A 20,045-nucleotide genomic window follows, 5' to 3' on the forward strand; every position below is an offset into this window, starting at 1 on the left:
CACAAGAGGTTTCCCATGACACGTGCATTTTCCGGATTTCGGGCGCTCAGGCCTGCTGCTGTCGCTGCTTTGCTGCTGGCGGGCCACGCCCACCATGCCAGCGCGCAAGAGCAAGTCATCAAGATCGGCCACAGCGGCCCGCTCTCGGGGCCCAACGCCTTTGCAGGCAAGGACAACGAGAACGGCGTGCGTCTGGCCATCGAGGAACTCAACACGAAAAAGATCATGGTCGAGGGCAAGACGCTGAAATTCGAACTGGTTTCGGAAGACGACCAGTGCGATGCTCGCACCGGCGTCAGCGTGGCACAAAAGCTGGTGGACAGCGGGGTGAAGTTCGTCATGGGCCCGTACTGCTCGGGCGTGGCGATCCCTGCATCGCGGGTCTACAACGACGGCGGCGCCATGGTGTCTACCGTGGGCACCAACCCCAAGGTGACGGAGGGCGGCTACAAGAACCTGTTCCGCATCATCGCCAGCGACACCCAGATCGGCTCCAACATGGCCGTCTATGCCGCGCAGGTGCTCAAGGTTAAGCAGGTGGCAGTCATCGATGACCGCACCGCGTTCGGCCAGGGGGTGGCCGACCAATTCACTAAGGAGGCAAAGAAGCAGGGCCTCACGGTGGTGGGCCAGGAGTTCACCACCGACAAGTCCACCGACTTTCTGTCCATTCTCACAAGCCTCAAGGCCAAGCAGCCGCAGGCCATCTTTTTTGGCGGCTATGCGCCCCAGGCCGCGCCCATGGCAAGGCAGATGAAGCAACTGGGCTTGACCGCCAAGCTGCTGGGCGGCGACACCCTGTGCAGCCCCGAGGTCGGCAAGCTCGGCGGCGACGCAGTGAACGACACCGTGTTCTGCGCGCAAGGCGGCACCATGCTCGACAAGGTGGCCAGCGGCCCGGCGTTCAAGGCCAAGTACAAGGCGCGGTTCCAGCGCGATGCCGATGCCTACGCCGCCTCCTACTACGATCAGGTGATGTTCATGGCCGAAGCGATGCAGAAATCCAACTCGACCCAGCCCGCCAAGGTGAGCGCACAGATGGTTGCGTCCAGCCACCAGGGCGTGGCGGGCACCTATGCCTACGACGACAAGGGCAACCTCAAGCAGGCACCCATCACGGTGCTGACCTTCCGCAATGCCGCACCCGTACCCTTGGCAAGCTATTGACCCCTTTCGCAGCCCCCACCGCTGAAGTAACTCCATGAAACGCATCCAGATCCTTGACTCCCACACCGGCGGCGAGCCCACCCGGCTTGTCATCGACGGCTTCCCCGACCTGGGTACCGGCACCATGGCCGAGCGGCGCATGCTGCTGGCCGAGCGCCACGACGCCTGGCGGGCCGCCACCGTGCTGGAGCCGCGTGGCAGTGACGTGGTGGTGGGGGCCCTGCTCTGCACGCCGCAAGACCCGGCCAACGCAGCGGGCGTAATCTTCTTCAACAACAGTGGTTACCTGGGCATGTGTGGCCACGGCACTATTGGGCTGATTGCGTCGCTCGCCTACCTGGGCCGCATCACTCCTGGCGAGCACCGCATTGAAACCCCGGTGGGTACCGTCACCACCACCCTGCACACCGATGGATCGGTCAGCGTGCGCAATGTGCCAGCCTACCGGCTGCACCACCAGCTGGCTGTGGACGTGCCAGGCTACGGCCGCGTTGTCGGCGATGTGGCCTGGGGCGGCAACTGGTTCTTCTTGATCTCTGACCACGGCCAGCGTGTAGCCAGTGACAACCTGGAGGCGTTGATGGCCTACAGCTGCGCCGTGCAGCAAGCCCTCAAAGACCAGGGCATTCGGGGCGACAACGGCGGCGAGATTGACCACATCGAGCTGTTTGCCGACGATGACCAGGCCGACAGCCGTAACTATGTGCTGTGTCCCGGCAAGGCGTATGACCGCTCGCCCTGCGGCACCGGCACCAGCGCCAAGGTGGCCTGCCTGGCGGCCGACGGCAAGCTGGCACCAGGCGCCATCTGGCGCCAGGCCAGCATCATCGGCAGTCAGTTCGAGGCCAGCTACACGCTGCAGGACGATGGCAAGGTCATCCCCACCTTGCGTGGCCGCGCGCACATGAGCTCCGAGGCCACGCTGCTCATCGAAGGCAGCGACCCCTTTGGCTGGGGAATCCGGCTGTAATTCACCGCTCGCTCCCAAACACACACGCGCCATGCAACACACCGACGTTCTCGTCATTGGCGCTGGCATCGTGGGCGCAGCCTGCGCCCATGCCCTCGCGCAGGCCGGGCTGTCGGTGCGTGTGATCGATGCGCGCCTTGGCGGGGCGACGGCCGCGGGCATGGGGCATCTGGTGGTGATGGATGACAACCCAGCCGAACTGGCGCTGAGCCAGACATCGCTGGACCTCTGGCACACCTGGGCACCCCACATGGATGCGGGCTGTGCGTTCACGCCCTGCGGCACGCTCTGGCTGGCCGCCAACGATGCAGAGCTGCAGGCGGCCCATGGCAAACGCAGCACCCTGCAAGCACACGGAATCGCCTGCGACATGCTCGACGCGGCCGCCCTGTCCCGCGCAGAACCCTCACTGCGCCCCGGTCTGGCGGGAGCGCTCAAGGTGCAGGAGGACAGCGTGGTCTACGCCCCGCGCGCAGCCCAGTGGCTGCTGGACCAGGCCGCAGCCCACGGACACCTTGTGTTTGAGCAGGCTGAAGCGATGCAGATCGACGGCCACACCGTCACCCTGCGCGACGGGAGCCAGCGCAGTGCAGGCGCCATCGTGCTGGCCAGCGGCATCCATGCCCCGCAGCTGTGCCCCGGCCTGCCGCTGCGCCCCAAAAAGGGCCACCTCGTCATCACCGACCGCTACCCAGGCACCGTGCACCACCAGCTGGTGGAGCTGGGCTACATCACCAGCGCGCACCACAGCGACGGTACCTCGGTGGCCTTCAACGTGCAGCCCCGGCCTACGGGGCAATTGCTGATTGGCTCGTCGCGCGAGTTCGACACCACCGATACCGCCGTCAACAACACCGTCATGGCTCGCATGCTGCAACGGGCGCTCGACTACCTGCCCGGCCTGGCCGACCTCAACGCCATTCGCACCTGGACCGGCTTTCGCGCCGCCACGCCCGACAGCCTTCCGCTGATTGGCGCGCACCCCGAACACCCGCACCTGTGGCTGGCCGTGGGCCATGAAGGGCTGGGCGTAACCACCGCCCCGGCCACTGCGCAGTTGCTGGCGGCCCAGATCGCAGGAGGCACGCCTGCAATCGACCCCACGCCCTATGCACCTGCTCGCTTTGCGGGTCTGAGCACACCATGACCACATCCGCCCGCGCCCTGGTGCATATCGTCGTGAATGGCACGCCCCTGCAGGTGCCCGCAGGGACCAGCGTCGCCGCCGCAATGGCGCAGCAAACGCAGGGCACCACACGCACTTCGGTCACTGGCGAGCCACGGGCACCGCTGTGTGGCATGGGCGTGTGCCACGAATGCAGGGTGCGCATCTATGGCCGCACCCGCCTGGCGTGCCAGACGATCTGTGCTGAGGGCATGTGGATCTACACCGATGTCGGCACCGCGCCTGGGAGCGCAGCGCAATGACCCAGCCCATGAACGAACAACACTCGGCGCACGAGCGCTGCGACATCCTCATCATCGGCGCAGGCCCTGCAGGTTTGGCCGCAGCCCTGGCCGCCGCGCCCAGCGGCGCGTCGATCACCATCGTGGACGACAACCCACAGCCCGGCGGGCAAATCTGGCGCGATGGGCCTCAGGTGGCCTTGCCCGCCCTGGCGCAACAGCACCGCGCGGCGCTGGCCCGGCACACCAACATCCGCCTGCTGCCCGGCACTCGCGTGGTGGGCCTGGGTGACGCCCAAGCTGGCGACAAGACCCCCGCCCTGCTACTGGAGGACGCCGACCGGGGCTGGACGCAGCACAGCCACCGCATCGTGCTGTGCACCGGGGCGCGCGAGCTGCTGCTGCCCTTTCCGGGCTGGACGCTGCCTGGTGTGACGGGCGCAGGTGCGCTGCAGGCCCTCATCAAGGCGGGGCTCGACGTGCACGGCCAACGCATCGTCATTGCAGGCACGGGCCCGCTGCTGCTGGCGGCTGCTGCCACCGCCACAAAAGCGGGCGCCACCGTGGTGCGCGTGGCGGAGCAGGCGCCGTGGAGCGCGCTCGCTGGCTTTGCAGCGCAACTGCCGCTCTGGCCTGCCAAGGCGTTGCAAGCCCTCACGCTGCTTCACCCGAGGTTTCGCGCCAGCAGCCATGTGCTGGAAGTCCAAGGCACCACGCAGGTGCAAACAGTGAGGCTGCGCAAAGGCCAACACGCCGAAGAAACCATGGCTTGCGACCGCGTGGCCTGCGGGTTCGGGCTGGTGCCCAACACCCACCTGGGGCAGATGCTGGGCTGCGCATTGGGCGGACCGTTCAGCGGTGGCCAGGGCCTGGCTGTCGATGCACAGATGCGCACCAGCGTGCCCGGTGTGTTCGCCGCGGGTGAAGCCACCGGCTTTGGCGGCAGCGAACGTGCACTGGTTCAGGGCGCGATGGCAGGCCATGCTGCGGCGGGACAGGTGCAACAGGCCCAGGCGCTGCGCCCCCAGCTGGCGCGCTGGGAGGGCTTTGCGCAGGTGCTGCAGGCTTCTTTCCCGCTGAACGAAACACTCAAGACATTGGCGCAACCCGGCACCCTGGTGTGCCGCTGCGAAGACGTTCCCTACGCCGCGCTCGCGGAGCGCGAGGGCTGGATCGACGCCAAGCTCCACACCCGCTGTGGCATGGGCGCCTGCCAGGGCCGCATCTGCGGCGCGGCCGCACAGCACCTGTTTGGCTGGACGCCTGCGCCCCCACGGCATCTGCTAGCGCCCGCACGCATTGGCACGCTGGCCGCCTGCACGCCCGCGCCCACCACTAGCGCTCAGCGCGAGCCCGCAGCTCCCTCGGGCTGACGCGCGCGCAGCCGTTTTCCCCCGTCCTTCCTTTCAGGGCTTACCCGCACCCAGCAGGCATCCATCTTGCTTTTAAATATATTTGTTAGATATTAAAAGACAGAAGGCTTTTTCTTTCATCGCCGCGCCCCTCCCCAGGAACCCCATCATGCCCATACCCAACAGTCCAACCGCCCCGCAATCTCCGGCGCCGCGCGCTCCCGTCCGTTGGGTGCTGGCGCTGTCCACGCAGGTTCTGCGCATGGAGCGGCACCTGCTCACCGCCCTCATGACCTTGCTGGTGCTGCTGATCCTGCTCAACGTGGTCACGCGTTACACCGGCATGCCCATCTACTGGGTGGACGAGGCGGCGGTCTACACGGTGGTCTGGCTGACCTTTGTGGGCGCCTCGGTCATGACGCGGCTGCGCATGGACTTTGCCGTGACCATGCTGACCGACCACCTCGGCGCGCGGGGCGCCAAGGCATTCAAGGTGGTGGCCACATCCGGCGTGCTGCTGTTTGGCCTGGCCATGCTGGTGATGTGCTGGATGTGGATGGACCCCATCGGCATTGCGCGCTACGGCTTTGACGCCAAGGAGTTTGCGGCCGAGAGCTTCAACTTCATCTACACCGAGCGCACCCAGACGCTGAACTGGCCCACCTGGGTGCTGCAACTCATCCTGCCGATCTTCTCGGCCACCTTCAGCGTGCATGCGCTGGCCAACCTGCTCGAAGACATGGGTGCCGCAGAGCGTGTGCAGCACGCGGGCTTTGACGTGGTCAACGCCGACGCCGTGAACTGAACGCCCCTACGCCAGCAAAACCCACCCGAGCCCCCACCATGATCACCACCCTGTTCTTCCTCGCCGCCTTGCTGGTGGGTGTGCCCATCGGCGTATGCCTGTGCCTGTCGGGCGCGGTGTACATCCTCAGCATCGGCAGCCCGGTGCTGTTTCAGTCGTTCCCCATGCAGATGTTCGGCGGAGTGGACAGCTATGGCCTCATCGCCATCCCGCTGTTCATCTTGATCGGCGAGATCATGAACAGCGGCGGCATTACGCGGCGGCTGGTGGACCTGTCCATGGCCTTCATCGGCTCAGTCAAAGGGGGCCTGGCCTACGTGAACATCTTGGCCAACATGCTGGTGTCATCCATCATCGGCTCGGCCACCGCGCAGGTGGCCATCATGTCGCAGGTCATGGTGCCTGAGATGGAAAAGCAGGGCTACGACAAGACCTTCGCGGCGGGCCTCACGGTGTATGGCGGCATGCTGGGGCCCATCATCCCGCCCTCGGTGATGTTTGTGGTCTACAGCGTGCTGGCCCAGGTGGCCGTGGGCGACATGCTGATTGCAGGCATCCTGCCCGGCGTGCTGCTCACCGTGCTGTTCTTTGTCGTGATCGCACTCATGGGCTTTGTCTACAACTATCCACGCAGCGAAAAGCGCACGCTGGCCCAGCGCGCGCGCACCGTGGTGCAGGCCAGCCCCACGCTGCTAATCCCCATCATCATCGTGGGCTCCATCCTGAGTGGTCTGGCCAACCCCACCGAATCCGCCGCCGTGGGCGCGTTGGTCTCGGCGCTGGTGGGCCGCTATGTGACAAAGGAATTCCGCTTCAGCGCGATGCCCGCGATCCTGCTGCGCTCGGCCATTTACTCCGCCATCGTGCTGTTTCTGGTGGCGGCAGCGGCCGTGTTCTCGTGGTTGCTGATTTACGGCAAGGTGCCGCAGATGGTGGCCGCCTGGGTGCAGACGGTGGCGCACGACCCGGTCACGTTTTTGCTGCTCACCAACGCCATCCTGCTGGTCATCGGCACGGTGATCGACGGCATCCCTGGTCTCATCATGACCGCGCCCATCCTGCTGCCGATTGCCACCGAGGTCTATCACATCGACCCGCGCCATTTTGGTGTGGTGATCGTCGTCAACCTGGTGCTGGGGCTGATGACTCCGCCTGTGGGTCTGAGCTTCTTTGTCGCGTCGGCCGTCACCGGGGCCAAGCCCGGAAAGATGTTCATCGTCACCCTGCCGTTTTTCATCATCAGCTGCGTGGCGCTGGTGATGTTGTCGCTATTTCCCAGCCTGTCGCTCGGTTTGCTCAAGTAGCAGACCGTCGCGCCGCCTATCGCGTTCCCCTCCCCCGTCCCACAGCCCTTCTACCCGGAGATCACCATGACGCCATTGCCAGTTACCCGCCGCCATTTCATCCAGCGCCACGCCGCTGCCGCTGCCGCCGCCGTGGCGGTTCCGCTGGGCTTTCCGTCGCTGGTGCGCGCAGCAGACGCCAAAGAGTTTCGCCTCGGTTTGATCACGCCAGCCGGGCACTCCTGGAACCGCGCCGCGCTGCAGTTTGGTGAAGCACTGAAAAAAGAAACCGACGGCCGCTTGAGCGTCACGGTCTTCCACTCGGGCCAGCTGGGCAACGAGGCCGCGATGATGCAGCAGCTGCAATCCGGCGCGCTCGACATGGGCTGGATCCAGGCGGCCGAGCTGGGCTCGCGCGTGGCCAGCATCGCAGCCATCAATGCGCCGTATCTCGTGCGCTCCACCCCTGCCGTTGCAAAGCTGGTTAAGCACCCAGCCGCCACCAAGCTGCTGGAGGCGCTGCCGCGCGAGACCGGCACCATCGGCCTGGGCTGGGGCATCACCGGCATGCGCGCGGTGTTTTCCACCAAGGACATCACCGTGCCCACCGACATCAAGGGCATGAAGCTGCGCATCAACCCCACGCCGGTGTACCGCGACTTCTACCAAATGCTGGGCGCCGCCCCCACGCCCATCCCCACGCCCCAGGTGTTTGACGCCATGAGCAACGGTCAGGTCGACGGGCTGGAGGCAGACATCGAGTTCTCGTGGAACCAGCGTTTTGACAAGGTGGCCAAGACCCTGCTGCAGATGAACGCCCTGTTCATGCCGTTTGCGCCGCTGGTATCCGGCCGCATCTGGCAAGGGCTGGATGCCAAGGACAAGGACATCATCCGCAAGCTGGTGGCACAGTCACTCGACGCGCAGATCAACGACATCGTGACCACCGAGGCGGGCCTGATCGAGAAGTTCAAGGGCACGTCCATCGCCTTCAAGACGGCATCGTCGTTCAACCCCGACGGCATCGTCCAGGAGTTTGACAAGCTGTGGCTGCCCAAGGCGCCGCAGATTGCCGAGCTGCGCAAGGCGGGCGCCGGATTGGCGTGACACCCCCTGAGTCGCCTTCGGCGTCTTCACCCCTCTCTCGCTGCGCGGGAGGGGGACGCACCCGGTGGCCCGGCAAAGCCGGTTCCACGGGCGCACTGGCCGATGCCGCGCCAGTTTTGCAGGGTGTGGGGCATAGAAGAACGAGGGGCCATTAAGATGCCTTTCGCAAGCCCCCGCCCTGATCATCAAACAACCCTGCCATGACACTCCGCCACCCCTCCCCCCAGCAAGACCCCGCGCCCAAGCGGCGCGCGGCGGACGTGGCTTACGACGCCATCGAGACCATGATCTCCACGCTGCAGCTGCAGCCCGGCAGCCCCGTGGTGGAGGCCGAGATCGCCGAGAGCACGGGCCTGGGCCGCACGCCGGTGCGCGAGGCGCTGCTGCGCATGGTGTCCATCGGGCTCATCGTGCAGCAGCCCCGGCGCGGCTTGCTGGTGTCGCACATCGACCTGGCAGACCACCTGGACGTGATCCAGACCCGCCGTGTGCTGGAGCGGCTGCTGGCCTCCAACGCCGCACGCCGCGCCACCGCGCCGCAGCGCCAAGCCATCGTGCATTGCGCCCAGAACATGGTGGAAGCCGCCGCGCGCGGCCACCTGGACGACTACATGCTGGCCGACCATGCGCTGGACCTCATCACCCACCAGGCCAGCCAGAACCACTCGGCCGTCAAATGCGTGCAACCGCTCATCGTGCAGTGCCGCCGCTTCTGGTACGCCTACCAGCACGAAGGCGAAGTGTCTGAGGGCGCTCGCGCGCACATGCAACTGGCGCAGGGCATTGCCAGTGGCGACGAGGCCCAGGCCGTGGCGGGTGCGGAGCAGCTGATGGAATACCTGGAGCGGTTTGCGCGGCGCATCATTGACCGATAGCCGCGCCACCACGTGCGCAGCGCCTGCTACCACATGGGCAGCTGCAGCCCCATGGGAATCACTATCATTTTTATAGCTTCTAGCGCTTTATGAATAAGCGCTAGCGGCCAAAAAGGCTTAAAACTCTGGCAGCGATGGCGATGGCAAGCCTATTCCGCCACCTGCTGGCCCATCTCGATGCGCTGCTCCAGAAAGCGCCACATCCGTTCGTCCTGGCTGAAAGCCACGTTAAACCGCAGCCAGCCCGTAGGCCGCGGCTCCACCAGAAATAGCTGACCCGGCCCAAGCATGATGCCCGCACCGGTGGCCTCTTTCGACAGCTCGGCACTGTCGGGCAGGTCGGGGTGCCGGGCCCACAGGTACATGCCCGCCTCGGGCTCGTGGAACAGCTCGAACCCCAGGTTCAGCAAGCGCCGCCCCACCGTGCGGTGCGCCTCGGCCAGGCGCTCGCGCAGGGACTTGAGGTGCTTGCGCCAGCGCCCATCGGTCACCACGCCAAAGGTGATGCGCTCGGTGATCTCTGATGACGTCAGGCCCGAGATCATCTTGAGCTGCACCAACTCATCAAGCAGATCGCGCCGCGCCGCCAGAAAGCCGGTGCGCAGGTTGGGCGAAATCGTCTTGGAGAAGCTGCCCAGGTAGATCACGCGGTTGAGCTGGTCCAGGCTGGCCAGCGAGGGGCGCACACCGGGGTCCATGTCGGCGTAAATGTCGTTCTCCACCAGCATGAAGTTGTGCTGCTCGGCCAGTTGCAGCAGCCGGTGCAGGTGCGCCACCGATGCCACCGAGCAGGTGGGGCTTTGCAGGCGCGGCTGCGTGAAGAACACCGTGGGCTGGTGCTCGGCCAGCAGGGCCTCCAGTGCGGGCAGGTCATAACCCGTGGCGGTGCGCGGCACACCCACCACCTGCGCCCCTGCAAAGCGCAACATGAACAGCAGGTTGGGGTAGCCGGGGTCGTCCACCAGCACTACATCGCCAGGCTTGACGAGGCGGCGCGCCACCAGGTCCAGCGCCTGGCTGGAGCCCTGGGTCAGCAGCACCTGGTCGGCGTCTACCGCTAGATGGTGTTCGGCCAGCGACTCTGCCACCACCATGCGCAGCGCCATGTGGCCGTGCGGCAGGCCATAGCCGTCCAGCTCGGGCCCGTCGGACGACAGCTGGCGCATGCTGCGTTTGACGGCATCGCCAAACAGCCAGTCGTGCGGCAGCCAGCCGCAGCCCGGTTTCATGGGCAGGTTGCGGTTTTCAAAAATTTGTTTGAGGTACCAGCGCGCATCAAAACGGGGCACGGCCCGCTCGGGCGCACCAGTGCCGGGCGCAGCGCCCTCGTCGCCCCGCCGCTTCACAAAAAAGCCCGCATTGGCCCGCGACACCAGCCAGCCCTGCGCCACCAGGCGGTCGTAGGCCTCGACCACGGTGAACACGCTCACGCCGTGCGCAGCGGCAAAAGCGCGGATGGACGGGAGTTTGCTGCCGGGTTTGAGCACCTGCCCGGCGATGAGCCCCCGCAGACCATCGACGATCTGGCTGACCAGAGGTGTCTGGAGTTCGGGGCTGAGAGTGAGCATCAGGGGAGCAAAAAAGGGGGCGAATTGTGCACTGAGTTGGCGCACACCAAATCAGGGATTGCCTGTACAGGATTCTAGACCTGCACAGTGCGCGCCAAACAGCGCTGCGCTGTACATGGACGGGCCGTGGCGTGGATTCCAGAATTCGCCCCATTCCTGGTTTTCATCCCCTTTTGTCCTTCACCGCCACCGCCCCACACCATGCAGCAAGACCGCCATTTCACCAACGCCGCCCTCCTCACCCGCCGCCACGCCGCCGTGGCCCGGGGCGTAGGCCAGGCCCATGAACTCTTCATCCACAAGGCCCGCAATGCGGAGCTGTGGGATGTGGAGGGCCGCCGCTTCATCGACTTTGCCGGTGGCATCGCGGTGCTCAACACCGGCCACCTGCACGCCGGCGTGATTGCCGCAGTGAAAGCCCAACTGGACCTGTACACCCACACCTGCTTTCAGGTGGTGGCGTACGAACCCTACGTGGAAGTGTGCGAGCGCCTGAACACGCTGGCCCCTGGCGCCTTTGCCAAAAAGAGCCTGCTGCTCACCACAGGCGCCGAGGCTGTGGAAAACGCCATCAAGATCGCCCGCGCCTACACCAAGCGCCCCGGCGTGATCGCCTTCACGGGCGGCTACCACGGCCGTACCAATCTCACACTGGGCCTCACCGGCAAGGTCGCGCCTTACAAGATCGGGTTCGGCCCCTTCCCTGGCGAGATGTACCACGCCCTCTTCCCCAACGCACTGCATGGCGTGAGCGTGGAGCAGGCGCTGCATTCAGTGGAGCTGATCTTCAAGAACGACATCGAGCCCGAGCGCGTGGCCGCCTTCATCGTCGAGCCCGTGCAGGGCGAAGGCGGCTTCTATGTGGCCCCGCCCGAATTCATCAGCGGCCTCAAGGCGCTGGCAGACCGCTACGGCATCTTGCTGATTGCCGACGAAGTACAGACCGGCGCGGGCCGCACGGGCACGTGGTTCGCCTGCGAACAATGGCCGGTGGCCCCCGACCTCATCACCACCGCCAAGTCGCTGGCGGGCGGCTTCCCCCTGTCGGGCGTGGTGGGCCGTGCTGACGTCATCGACGCGCCTGCAGCTGGCGGCCTGGGCGGCACCTATGCCGGCAGCCCCGTGGCTTGCGCGGCTGCCCTTGCCGTGATCGATGCGTTTGAGCAAGAAAACCTGCTGGCCCGCAGCCAGGACATGGGCGCGCTGCTGGTCAGTGCCCTGAAAGCAACGGCCGCCAAAGTACCCGCCATCGGCGACGTGCGCGGCCTGGGTGCCATGGTGGCGATCGAGCTGTTTGAAAACGGCGATGTACACCGCCCCGATGCCGCACTGACCAAAAAGGTCGTGGCCGAAGCCGCGCGGCGCGGGCTCATCCTGCTGTCCTGCGGCACTTACGGCAACGTGATCCGCATCCTGGTGCCCCTGACCGCATCGGACGAACTGCTGCACGAAGGCCTGGCCATCCTGGCCGACAGCTTCGCGGCTGTGGGCTGAATTCTTCTTCCTTGATTGCCCCACCACCATGAACCACGCAGAACCCTTGGTCCGCTTCAGCGGCGTGCAAAAAACCTACGACGGCGAACAGCTTGTGGTGCGCGCGCTGGACCTGGACATCCAGCGCGGCGAGTTTCTGAGCCTGCTGGGGCCCTCGGGCTCGGGCAAGACCACCACGCTGATGATGCTGGCGGGGTTTGAGTCCCCCACCGCAGGCGACATCCTGCTCGACGGCAAGCAGATCACGCGCACGCCACCGCACAAGCGCAACTTTGGCATGGTGTTCCAGAACTACGCGCTGTTCCCGCACCTCACCGTGGGGCAGAACGTGGCCTACCCGCTCACCGTGCGCAAGGTGCCCAAGGCAGAGCAGGCCGACCGCGTGAAGAAGGCGCTGGACATGGTGCGCCTGACCGGAATGGCCGACCGCCTGCCCGCCCGCCTGTCTGGCGGCCAGCAGCAGCGCGTGGCGCTGGCGCGCGCCCTGGTGTTCAACCCGCAACTGGTGCTGATGGACGAGCCCCTGGGCGCGCTGGACAAGCAACTGCGCGAGCACATGCAGATCGAGCTGAAAGAGCTGCACCGCCAGCTGGGCGTGACCTTTGTGTACGTGACCCATGACCAGGGCGAGGCCCTGACCATGAGCGACCGCGTGGCCGTTTTCAACGAAGGTGTCATTCAGCAACTGGCCGATGTGGAGGCGCTGTACGAGACCCCGTCCAACCGCTTTGTGGCGGGTTTTGTGGGCGACAGCACGGTGATCACCGGCACCCTGCAAGGCAGCGGTACGGCGTGCGCGCTGCAGCTGCCTGACGGTCAGCGCCTGCCCGGACTCAATGTGAACCACCTGGCACCCGGCGCCCCCGCCGAGGCCTGCATCCGCCCCGAGCGCATTGCGTTGCATGCCGCCAGCGCCGCACCTCAGGGCCCCGCCCTGCGCGCCACGGTGGCCCGCGCCATCTACTACGGCGACCACCTGCGCCTGATGTGCGACATCGGCACCGGGCAAGCGCAAGCCACCGTCAAGCTGCCGCTGACCCGCGCCGATGCCAACCCGCACCCCGAGCCCGGCGATGCGGTGTGGCTGGAGTTCCCTACCGAGTCCGTGCGCATCTACGCGCTGCCCACCGTTCACTGAACCGCTTTTTTGTTCCCCGTCCCCTTCCCTCAACCCCTAGGAAACCGCACCATGAAAAACAAGAGCCTGATCGCCTGCGCTGCCCTGTCTGCCTGCTTGGCACTGCCCAGCCTGGCACAGCAGCAACTCACTGTCGTGAACTTTGGCGGTGCCAACGCCAATGCGCAAAAGAAGGCCTTCTACGAGCCCTACGAAAAGGCGGGCAACAAGATCATGGCCGTGGAATACAACGGCGAGCAGGCCAAGGTCAAAGCCATGGTCGAGGCCAAGAAGGTGACCTGGGATGTGGTCGAGGTCGAGTCGCCCGACGCCGCACGCGGCTGCGATGAAGGCCTGTACGAAAAGCTGGACTACAGCAAGATCGTTCCCAAGGCCGACCTGCTACCCGCTGCGGTGAACGAATGCGCCGTGGGCATCTTCGTGTGGTCCACCGTCATGGCCTACAACGGCGACAAGCTCAAGACCCCGCCGACCAGCTGGGCTGACTTCTGGGACACCAAGAAGATCCCCGGCAAGCGCGGCATGCGCAAGGGCGCGCGCTACAACCTCGAATTTGCGCTGCTGGCCGATGGCGTGAAGCCCGCCGACGTGTACAAGGTGCTGGCCACCAAGGACGGCGCCGACCGCGCGTTCAAGAAACTGACCGAACTCAAGCCCAACATCCAGTGGTGGGAGGCCGGTGCCCAGGCGCCCCAGTTCCTGGTCGCAGGCGATGTGGCGCTGACCACGGTGTTCAACGGCCGCATCGACGCCGCCAACCGCGAAGGCCGCAACCTCAAGATCTACTGGCCCGGCGGCATCTACGACCTGGACTACTGGGCCATCCCCAAGGGCACGCCCAACAAGGATGCAGCTGTGAAGTTCATCGCCTTCACGATGCAGACCCCACAGCAAGCCGCCTATGCACAGAACATTGCCTACGGCCCTGCCAACACCAAGGCCCTGGCGTCGCTGGACAAAAAGGTGCTGGACGACCTGCCCACCTCGGCCACCAACGCCAAGGAGGCCCTGCAGTTCAGCGTGGGCTTCTGGGCCGACCAGGGCGAGGCGCTGGAAAAGCGCTTTGCCGCCTGGGCCACGCAGTAAGCCTGCGCCCGCCCGCCTGAGCCATGAGCACACACCAGCAGCAGACGACAGAGCCCACCACCATGCAAGCCCACTCCGGCGTGATCGCCATGAACGCCCCTGAAATGGCCCCGCCCCGCGCGCAGGACAGCCACGCCCCCAGCGCGCTGCGCAAAGCCCTGGCCCGCGCCGAAGTGCGGCGCAAATGGCGGGCGTTCAGCCTCACGCTGCCCTTGCTGGTGTTCTTGCTGCTCACGCTGCTGGTGCCCATTGCCGCGCTGCTGCAGCGCGCGGTGGAGAACCCCGAAGTGGCCAACGCACTGCCCGGCACCATGCGTGCCCTGGACGGCTGGGACCGGCGCGACGCACCACCGGCGGCGGCCTACGCCGCGCTGGTGGGCGATCTCGCCCGCCTGCCCGACCGTTCGGACGCTGGCGCCCTGGCGCGCCGGCTCAACTCCGAGGTACCGGGCGCACGCTCCATGGTGATGGGGGCCTATCGCGACCTGCCTTTTGACGGCACCCCCGATGCCATCAAGGAGCGCCTGCTGGGCGCCGACCCGCGCTGGGGTGAGGCGCCGTTCTGGCGTGCCATTGCCAAGAACGGCGCCCGCTGGACGCCCGACTACCTGCTCGCATCGGTGGACCTGCAGCGCGACGCACTGGGCCAGGTCGAGCGCATGCCCGAGGAGCAACGGGCCTTCGGCGGCATCCTGCTGCGCACGTTCCACATCAGCCTGGTGGTCACACTGGTGTGCCTGCTGGTGGGCTACCCGCTGGCCTGGTGGCTGGCCTCATTGCCTGCGCGTTCGGCCAACGTGCTGATGATCCTGGTGCTGGTGCCTTTCTGGACCTCGATCCTGGTGCGCGTGGCCGCTTGGATCGTGCTGCTGCAGTCCGAAGGCCTGGTCAACCGGGGCCTGATGGGCCTGGGCCTGATCGAACAGCCGCTGGCGCTGCTGTTCAACCGCACGGGCGTGGTGATCGCCATGGTGCACATCCTGCTGCCCTTCATGATCCTGCCGCTGTACAGCGTGATGAAAAGCGTGCCGCCCACTTACCTGCGCGCGGCGGTGTCACTGGGCAGCTCGCCCATCGCCGCTTTCTTTCGGGTGTATGTGCCACAAACCTACCCTGGCATTGGCGCAGGCGCGCTGCTGGTGTTCATCCTGGCCATTGGCTACTACGTGACGCCCGCGCTGCTGGGCGGGGCCGACGACCAGATGCTGAGCTACTACATCGCCCGCTACACCAATGTGGAAGTGAACTGGGGCATGGCCTGCGCGCTGGGCGCCCTGCTGTTGGCAGCCACGCTCTTGCTGTACGGCGTATACCGCCGCATGGGCAAGGCCGAATTGAGTCTGGGCTGATCACTCCATCCAAAGCTGAAAGTCACTGACCATGTTTCGCCTGCCCCAATTCCCCCTGTACGCCACGTTGGCCGACAAGCTCGGCTGGTGGGCCGTGCGCGCGCTGTGCGTGGCCGTGCTGGTGTTCCTGCTGGCCCCCATTCTGGTGATGGTGCCGCTATCGTTCTCCGAGAGTTCCTTCCTCGCCTACCCCATCCACGGCTGGTCGCTCAAGTGGTACCGCAACCTGTTCGAGTCGGCCGAATGGGCACGCGCCACGCGCAATAGTTTCATCGTGGCGCCTGCAGCCACGCTGATTGCCACCGTGCTGGGCACCCTGGCCGCCGTGGGCCTGTCGCGGGCCGACTTCCGGTTCAAGGGGCTGCTCATGGCCATCCTGATTGCGCCCATGGTAGTGCCCATCATCGTGGTCGGTGTGGCCACCTACCTGTACTTTGCGCCGCTGGGCCTGGCGGACAGCTACGTGGGCCTCATCATCGTGCACGCGGCACTGGGCGCGCCCTTTGTGCTGACCACCGTGCTGGCCACGCTGGCAGGCTTCAACCACAACCTGGTGCGCGCCTCGCTAAGCCTGGGCGAGACACCGTTCAACACCTTCTTTCGCGTGACGCTGCCGGTGATCGCACCGGGCGTGATCTCGGGGGCGTTGTTCGCGTTTGCCACCTCGTTCGACGAAGTCGTGGTCACGCTGTTTCTGGCGGGTGCGGAGCAGGCCACACTGCCGCGCCAGATGTTCACCGGCATCCGCGAAAACATCTCGCCCACCATTGCAGCGGTGGCCACGCTGCTCATCCTGTTCACCACCAGCCTGCTGCTGGTGCTGGAGTGGCTGCGGGGCCGGCGCGCATGACAACGCAGGGCGTGTTCATCCGTGCATGCGCCCGCGCGTTGACCCTGTCGCCAGTGCCACCTTGGCGACCCATGGCGCAGACCCGCCCATGCTAGCCTTTGGCTAGACGCACGCCAGCTCTCTGCCGTTCGCCTCGCTCACCTTCTTATTTCTATTCGCCCCCTGCCCTCTGTTTCGCCACCTCTCCCGGAAGCACTCCCATGGACATGAAGACATCCCCCCTTGCACTGCTGAACGACCCCACGCTGCTCAAGACCGACGGCCTCATCAACGGCCAGTGGGTGGCGGGCAGCAGCCGCTTTGACGTGAACGACCCGGCCACCGGCCTCAAGCTGGTCGACGTGGCCAACCTGGGCCCGGCCGATGCCGAGGCCGCCATTGCCGCCGCCAACGCCGCCTGGGGCCCCTGGAAGACCAAGACCGCCAAGGAGCGCAGCATCATCCTGCGCAAGTGGTTTGACCTGCTGATGGCCAACCAGGATGACCTGGGCCGCATCATGACGGCCGAGCAGGGCAAGCCCCTGGCCGAAGCCAAGGGCGAGGTCGCCTACGGCGCGAGTTTTGTGGAATGGTTTGCCGAAGAGGCCAAGCGCATCAACGGCGAGACCCTGCCCCAGTTCGACAACAACCGCCGCCTGCTGGTGCTCAAGCAGCCCATTGGCGTGTGCGCGGCCATCACGCCGTGGAACTTCCCGCTGGCCATGATCACACGCAAGGTCGCGCCTGCCCTGGCCGCAGGCTGCCCCGTGGTCATCAAGCCCGCCGAGCTGACGCCGCTCACAGCCCTGGCTGCCGCCGAGCTGGCCCTGCGTGCGGGCATCCCGGCTGGCGTGTTCAACATCCTGCCCGCCGACAGCGACAACTCGATTGCCATCGGCAAGGTGCTGTGCGCGAGCGACGTGGTGCGCCACATCAGCTTCACGGGCAGCACCGAAGTGGGCCGCATCCTGATGGCACAGTCGGCCCCCACGGTCAAGAAGATGTCGCTGGAGCTGGGCGGCAACGCCCCCTTCATCGTGTTCGACGACGCCGATGTGGACAGCGCCGTGGAAGGCGCCTTTGCCAGCAAGTACCGCAACGCGGGCCAGACCTGCGTGTGCACCAACCGCTTTTACGTGCAGGAAGGTGTGTACGACGAGTTTGTGGCCAAGTTCGCCGCCAAGGTCAAGACGGCCAAGGTGGGCAACGGTTTTGAAGCCGGGGTGAACCAGGGCCCGCTGATCGAGGAAGCGGCACTGACCAAGGTGCAGCGCCATGTGGATGACGCACTGGCCAAGGGCGGCCAGGTGGTGGCCGGTGGCCAGCGCCTGACCAGCCTGGGCTCAGGCCAGTTCTTTGAGCCCACGGTGGTGGCCAATGCCTCGGCCGACATGCTGTGTGCGCGCGAGGAAACCTTTGGCCCCTTCGCCCCGGTCTTCAAGTTCAAGACCGAACAAGAAGCCATCGACGCTGCCAACAACACCGAGTTTGGCCTGGCCAGCTATTTCTACAGCCGCGACGTGGGCCGCATCTTCCGCGTGACCGAGGCGCTGGAATACGGCATGGTCGGCGCCAACGTGGGCATCCTGGCCACCGAGCACGTGCCCTTTGGCGGCGTCAAGCAGTCGGGCCTGGGCCGCGAAGGCTCGCACTACGGCATGGACGACTATGTGGAGATCAAGTACCTGTGCGTGGGAGACGTTCTGAGCAGCAAGTAAGCCTCACAGCAAAATGCTACTATTTTGATAGCTGCCAGCGCATATAAATCAAGCGCCAGGACTGCATTGGAATAGAAATTTCCTCGTGGTACGGCATGCCACCACAGGCGACGCCCAGTTGCCTGGAACGTGTTGACGATCTCGCGAGGGATCGTCAACAGGCGTCTTAGACGCAATGGTAGATGACCTCGAAGCGACTGACCTGGGTGGCGAACTCCGCCTTAAGGCCATACCTCGCGCAGTGTTTCTCTGCCGCGTTGAGGGCTCCATCCGAACCCAGGGTAGAGTTTTCCCATTGGATCGACACAGTTTTCCCATTTCCGATGACGATGAAAGGCGCTGGCGGCGCGTAGGCACAGCCACCCAATCCGACGGCAAGGGCTACCAAGCACAATCCAATAAATTTGGCCATCGTTTTTTCGAAGTCTTCCATGCGGCCGCAGTGTATCGGACGGCCTCTTTTGCGGGACCGCAGCCCTGCGTTGCTTAGCCTGCAACAGCCTCAAGGCCGCGCGTTTTGCGCATTTTCAAAAGAGCGCCCGCCAGAAGACTGGCGGATGCTGCCTATAATCCACACCGTCGCGGGTGTAGTTCAATGGTAGAACGGCAGCTTCCCAAGCTTCATACGAGGGTTCGATTCCCTTCACCCGCTCCAAATTCAAAACCTGCCAGGCAGTAACACCTGGCAGGTTTTTTTCATGGGTGGATACCCTCATACAACCCGCGCCAACCTGAGAGCCTTGTACGAATCGAGCAGCAAGTGCGGGCTGCGGATCTGAGAACCGTATATGGACACCCCCAACAAGCCAAGCCTTCATGGCACGAAGGTAAAGCGGTAAAGATTGCACCCGTAACGCCGGAATCACCCGCGTGCTCAGGGCAGGTGCAACGCCTGCCTGCTTTCAAACACCCGCTGCGCCCCGGTGACTGGGTCCACAAACTCCAGGGACTGCGCCAATAATTGCAGAGGCCGCGAGTAGTCGCCTTCGGGCGGGTCGTTGACGACGGGATAGAAAGGGTCGTTGCGCAGTGGAAGACTCAGGGCAGCCATGTGCACCCGCAATTGGTGGCGCTTACCGGTGACCGGCGACAGCAGGTACCGTGCCCAGTCGCCATCGACCTCCAGCACCTGCATATGGGTGTAGCTGTTGGGCTCACCCGACACCTCCTGCATGCGAAAGAACTGCGGGCTCTCCTCCAAACGGCTGCGATGGACGCGCGGGAAGGCCAGGTCGGTGCGCCAAGGTGCAACGGCCTCGTAACGCTTGATGATCTGCCGGTCACGGAACAGCGCCTGATATGCCCCGCGCGTGGACTGGTGCACCGACAGCATCACCAAACCAGCCGTGTCGCGATCAATACGGTGCAGGGGCGAAAGCTCAGGCAACCCCAGCCGACGTTTGAGGCGCACCAGAAGCGTGTTGTGCAAGTACCGGCCTGAGGGCGTTACCGGCATGAAATGCGGCTTGTCTGCCACCACCAGGTGCTCGTCCTGGTACACCACGGTTTCGCTGAACGGAAACTCGGGCTCGGCTGGCAGGCTGCGGTAGTAGTAAAGGCGCAGCCCCCCCTCGAACGGTCGGCCGGGCAACACGGCCTGCCCGCGCTCATCCACCACGTCACCCGCCTCCATGCGTTCACACCACCCGCCACGAGACACTGCGGGCAATCGCTCCGCCAAAAAATCCAGCATGCTGCCCTGCCCACGCGCAGGCAGCGCCACACAACTGGGGCTCACCCCATCGCGCACAGGCAGTGCATGGGGATGACGAGGGTTGTGCATGGCGTGCAAATTCTAGGGGGATTGCGCTCCAACACGCGCCCTGCCAGATCGCAAACACGTTCTTAGCGATTCGCAGAACCCCGACAACGTTGCAAACAAAAAAGCCCACGGACT

The 20,045-nt window shown here is 65.3% G+C and carries 18 protein-coding genes and 1 tRNA gene; 16 read left to right on the forward strand and 3 right to left on the reverse strand.

The window, feature by feature from the left end:
* The first annotated feature begins 15 nt into the window (after positions 1–15).
* The 9 genes from OIN59_RS08615 (at position 16) to OIN59_RS08655 (ending at position 8,966) form a co-directional block, all read left to right on the forward strand.
* Positions 16–1,167, forward strand: coding sequence for a branched-chain amino acid ABC transporter substrate-binding protein (locus OIN59_RS08615; protein WP_274109264.1), 1,152 nt, complete (start codon positions 16–18; stop codon positions 1,165–1,167).
* A 34-nt stretch (positions 1,168–1,201) separates the two neighbouring features.
* Positions 1,202–2,137, forward strand: coding sequence for a 4-hydroxyproline epimerase (locus tag OIN59_RS08620; RefSeq protein WP_274109266.1), 936 nt, complete (start codon positions 1,202–1,204; stop codon positions 2,135–2,137).
* 31 nt (positions 2,138–2,168) lie between these two features.
* On the forward strand, positions 2,169–3,284 hold the full coding sequence (locus OIN59_RS08625) for an NAD(P)/FAD-dependent oxidoreductase (protein ID WP_274109268.1): 1,116 nt from the start codon (positions 2,169–2,171) through the stop codon (positions 3,282–3,284).
* Positions 3,281–3,565: a (2Fe-2S)-binding protein gene (locus tag OIN59_RS08630; RefSeq protein WP_274109270.1), complete on the forward strand. Its 285-nt coding sequence runs from the start codon at positions 3,281–3,283 to the stop codon at positions 3,563–3,565. Before OIN59_RS08625 ends, OIN59_RS08630 begins: the two co-directional genes overlap by 4 nt.
* A gap of 8 nt (positions 3,566–3,573) precedes the next feature.
* Positions 3,574–4,917: an NAD(P)/FAD-dependent oxidoreductase gene (locus OIN59_RS08635; protein WP_274109272.1), complete on the forward strand. Its 1,344-nt coding sequence runs from the start codon at positions 3,574–3,576 to the stop codon at positions 4,915–4,917.
* Positions 4,918–5,065: 148 nt separating this feature from the next.
* Positions 5,066–5,701 (forward strand): TRAP transporter small permease, encoded by a 636-nt coding sequence (locus OIN59_RS08640; RefSeq protein ID WP_274109274.1) that lies wholly within the window; start codon positions 5,066–5,068, stop codon positions 5,699–5,701.
* Between the two features lie 38 nt (positions 5,702–5,739).
* Positions 5,740–7,005, forward strand: a complete 1,266-nt coding sequence (locus OIN59_RS08645; protein WP_274109276.1) for a TRAP transporter large permease — start codon at positions 5,740–5,742, stop codon at positions 7,003–7,005.
* Between the two features lie 75 nt (positions 7,006–7,080).
* Positions 7,081–8,091: a TRAP transporter substrate-binding protein gene (locus OIN59_RS08650; RefSeq protein WP_274109874.1), complete on the forward strand. Its 1,011-nt coding sequence runs from the start codon at positions 7,081–7,083 to the stop codon at positions 8,089–8,091.
* A 200-nt stretch (positions 8,092–8,291) separates the two neighbouring features.
* Positions 8,292–8,966, forward strand: a complete 675-nt coding sequence (locus OIN59_RS08655) for a GntR family transcriptional regulator (protein ID WP_274109278.1) — start codon at positions 8,292–8,294, stop codon at positions 8,964–8,966.
* 149 nt (positions 8,967–9,115) lie between these two features.
* Here the strand turns inward: OIN59_RS08655 and OIN59_RS08660 are convergent, their stop codons facing one another.
* The gene (locus tag OIN59_RS08660) at positions 9,116–10,534 is read right to left on the reverse strand and encodes an aminotransferase-like domain-containing protein (protein ID WP_274109280.1); all 1,419 of its coding nucleotides are present in this window, start codon (positions 10,532–10,534) and stop codon (positions 9,116–9,118) included.
* A 201-nt stretch (positions 10,535–10,735) separates the two neighbouring features.
* Here OIN59_RS08660 and gabT point away from each other — a divergent pair, with 201 nt between their 5' ends.
* The 6 genes from gabT to OIN59_RS08690 all read left to right on the forward strand — a co-directional run bounded on the left by gabT (position 10,736) and on the right by OIN59_RS08690 (position 18,148).
* Entirely contained in the window at positions 10,736–12,028 is a 1,293-nt protein-coding gene (gabT, locus tag OIN59_RS08665; RefSeq protein WP_274109282.1) for a 4-aminobutyrate--2-oxoglutarate transaminase, read from the forward strand.
* A gap of 28 nt (positions 12,029–12,056) precedes the next feature.
* Entirely contained in the window at positions 12,057–13,166 is a 1,110-nt protein-coding gene (locus OIN59_RS08670; protein ID WP_274109284.1) for an ABC transporter ATP-binding protein, read from the forward strand.
* A gap of 51 nt (positions 13,167–13,217) precedes the next feature.
* Positions 13,218–14,252 carry an ABC transporter substrate-binding protein gene (locus OIN59_RS08675; RefSeq protein WP_274109286.1) on the forward strand — a complete coding sequence of 345 codons (1,035 nt, stop codon included), beginning with the start codon at positions 13,218–13,220 and terminating at the stop codon, positions 14,250–14,252.
* A gap of 104 nt (positions 14,253–14,356) precedes the next feature.
* Entirely contained in the window at positions 14,357–15,601 is a 1,245-nt protein-coding gene (locus tag OIN59_RS08680; protein WP_274109876.1) for an ABC transporter permease, read from the forward strand.
* A 31-nt stretch (positions 15,602–15,632) separates the two neighbouring features.
* Positions 15,633–16,451, forward strand: a complete 819-nt coding sequence (locus OIN59_RS08685) for an ABC transporter permease (RefSeq protein ID WP_274109288.1) — start codon at positions 15,633–15,635, stop codon at positions 16,449–16,451.
* A gap of 200 nt (positions 16,452–16,651) precedes the next feature.
* Positions 16,652–18,148: an NAD-dependent succinate-semialdehyde dehydrogenase gene (locus tag OIN59_RS08690; protein ID WP_274109290.1), complete on the forward strand. Its 1,497-nt coding sequence runs from the start codon at positions 16,652–16,654 to the stop codon at positions 18,146–18,148.
* Between the two features lie 166 nt (positions 18,149–18,314).
* On the opposite strand, the gene OIN59_RS08695 is transcribed toward OIN59_RS08690, so the two are convergent.
* Positions 18,315–18,581 (reverse strand): hypothetical protein, encoded by a 267-nt coding sequence (locus OIN59_RS08695; protein ID WP_274109292.1) that lies wholly within the window; start codon positions 18,579–18,581, stop codon positions 18,315–18,317.
* 148 nt (positions 18,582–18,729) lie between these two features.
* Here OIN59_RS08695 and OIN59_RS08700 point away from each other — a divergent pair.
* Positions 18,730–18,803: transfer RNA gene (locus OIN59_RS08700), tRNA-Gly, on the forward strand.
* A 219-nt stretch (positions 18,804–19,022) separates the two neighbouring features.
* Here OIN59_RS08700 and OIN59_RS08705 read toward each other — a convergent pair.
* Positions 19,023–19,931 carry a pseudouridine synthase gene (locus OIN59_RS08705; protein WP_274109294.1) on the reverse strand — a complete coding sequence of 303 codons (909 nt, stop codon included), beginning with the start codon at positions 19,929–19,931 and terminating at the stop codon, positions 19,023–19,025.
* Positions 19,932–20,045: the final 114 nt, after the last annotated feature.

The organism is Acidovorax benzenivorans, assembly GCF_028680575.1.
Taxonomy (GTDB): domain Bacteria; phylum Pseudomonadota; class Gammaproteobacteria; order Burkholderiales; family Burkholderiaceae_C; genus Acidovorax; species Acidovorax benzenivorans.

Excerpts from the sequence above, each read along its gene's own strand:
- OIN59_RS08690 (WP_274109290.1), top strand. The coding sequence starts at position 16,652 with ATGGACATGAAGACATCCCCCCTTGCACTGCTGAACGACCCCACGCTG.
- gabT (WP_274109282.1), top strand. The coding sequence starts at position 10,736 with ATGCAGCAAGACCGCCATTTCACCAACGCCGCCCTCCTCACCCGCCGC.
- OIN59_RS08635 (WP_274109272.1), top strand. The coding sequence starts at position 3,574 with ATGAACGAACAACACTCGGCGCACGAGCGCTGCGACATCCTCATCATC.
- OIN59_RS08655 (WP_274109278.1), top strand. The coding sequence starts at position 8,292 with ATGACACTCCGCCACCCCTCCCCCCAGCAAGACCCCGCGCCCAAGCGG.
- OIN59_RS08705 (WP_274109294.1), bottom strand. The coding sequence starts at position 19,931 with ATGCACAACCCTCGTCATCCCCATGCACTGCCTGTGCGCGATGGGGTG.
- OIN59_RS08685 (WP_274109288.1), top strand. The coding sequence starts at position 15,633 with ATGTTTCGCCTGCCCCAATTCCCCCTGTACGCCACGTTGGCCGACAAG.
- OIN59_RS08695 (WP_274109292.1), bottom strand. The coding sequence starts at position 18,581 with ATGGAAGACTTCGAAAAAACGATGGCCAAATTTATTGGATTGTGCTTG.
- OIN59_RS08675 (WP_274109286.1), top strand. The coding sequence starts at position 13,218 with ATGAAAAACAAGAGCCTGATCGCCTGCGCTGCCCTGTCTGCCTGCTTG.
- OIN59_RS08620 (WP_274109266.1), top strand. The coding sequence starts at position 1,202 with ATGAAACGCATCCAGATCCTTGACTCCCACACCGGCGGCGAGCCCACC.
- OIN59_RS08625 (WP_274109268.1), top strand. The coding sequence starts at position 2,169 with ATGCAACACACCGACGTTCTCGTCATTGGCGCTGGCATCGTGGGCGCA.
- OIN59_RS08670 (WP_274109284.1), top strand. The coding sequence starts at position 12,057 with ATGAACCACGCAGAACCCTTGGTCCGCTTCAGCGGCGTGCAAAAAACC.
- OIN59_RS08660 (WP_274109280.1), bottom strand. The coding sequence starts at position 10,534 with ATGCTCACTCTCAGCCCCGAACTCCAGACACCTCTGGTCAGCCAGATC.
- OIN59_RS08615 (WP_274109264.1), top strand. The coding sequence starts at position 16 with ATGACACGTGCATTTTCCGGATTTCGGGCGCTCAGGCCTGCTGCTGTC.
- OIN59_RS08630 (WP_274109270.1), top strand. The coding sequence starts at position 3,281 with ATGACCACATCCGCCCGCGCCCTGGTGCATATCGTCGTGAATGGCACG.
- OIN59_RS08645 (WP_274109276.1), top strand. The coding sequence starts at position 5,740 with ATGATCACCACCCTGTTCTTCCTCGCCGCCTTGCTGGTGGGTGTGCCC.
- OIN59_RS08680 (WP_274109876.1), top strand. The coding sequence starts at position 14,357 with ATGGCCCCGCCCCGCGCGCAGGACAGCCACGCCCCCAGCGCGCTGCGC.
- OIN59_RS08640 (WP_274109274.1), top strand. The coding sequence starts at position 5,066 with ATGCCCATACCCAACAGTCCAACCGCCCCGCAATCTCCGGCGCCGCGC.